The sequence below is a fragment of the Mesorhizobium sp. L2C084A000 genome (assembly GCF_000502875.1).
Taxonomy (GTDB): Bacteria; Pseudomonadota; Alphaproteobacteria; order Rhizobiales; family Rhizobiaceae; genus Mesorhizobium.
This window is the reverse complement of record NZ_AYWX01000055.1, coordinates 1-439: the sequence shown is the minus strand read 5'-3', so window position 1 is coordinate 439 and position 439 is coordinate 1. Positions and strand designations below refer to the sequence as shown.

Below are 439 nucleotides of genomic sequence, written 5' to 3'. Positions count from 1 at the left end.
GCGATAATGAGCGCCTGCAGCAACACCAAGAGCGCGGCGAGCAGGCAAATCGCGCCGCCCAGCACTTCCGCGGCACCTGCTCCGGCTTTGGTAAGCTTTTCAGAGAGCTCGGCCCGAAACAGCCTCGCCTCGGTTTGCACCAGAGTGGTGACATTCTGGGCCAAATCGGTGACTAGCCCGGCAAGGCTGGGATTGTCCTGGTTGTTCATCTGTCCTGCTCCGCGATCTGCGTGGCCCCATCATCGCCGACCACGCCAAAATCTTGTGGACGATCAGCGGACCAACCCTGTGGCTGATCGGTGTGTGATCTGAGGCCTCCCGGAGCGGCCTCAGAATCGGGCCTTGCCGACGGAGAAGCCTTGATGAACCGCCCGAGAGCCAATCCGGCCAACACCGATCCCGCAAGCAGGACACCGGGATTTTGCCGGCCGAAGGACTG

1 protein-coding gene and 1 pseudogene are annotated in these 439 nt (G+C 62.2%); both read right to left on the bottom strand.

Annotated features, from left to right (window positions below):
* Positions 1–209 (bottom strand): phage holin family protein (locus tag X735_RS135845; protein ID WP_023814482.1); only part of this gene is annotated, 209 nt, incomplete at its 3' end.
* A pseudogene (locus X735_RS1000000169525) lies at positions 206–439 on the bottom strand (hypothetical protein); the annotation flags it as partial. The gene X735_RS135845 and the pseudogene X735_RS1000000169525, both read right to left, overlap by 4 nt.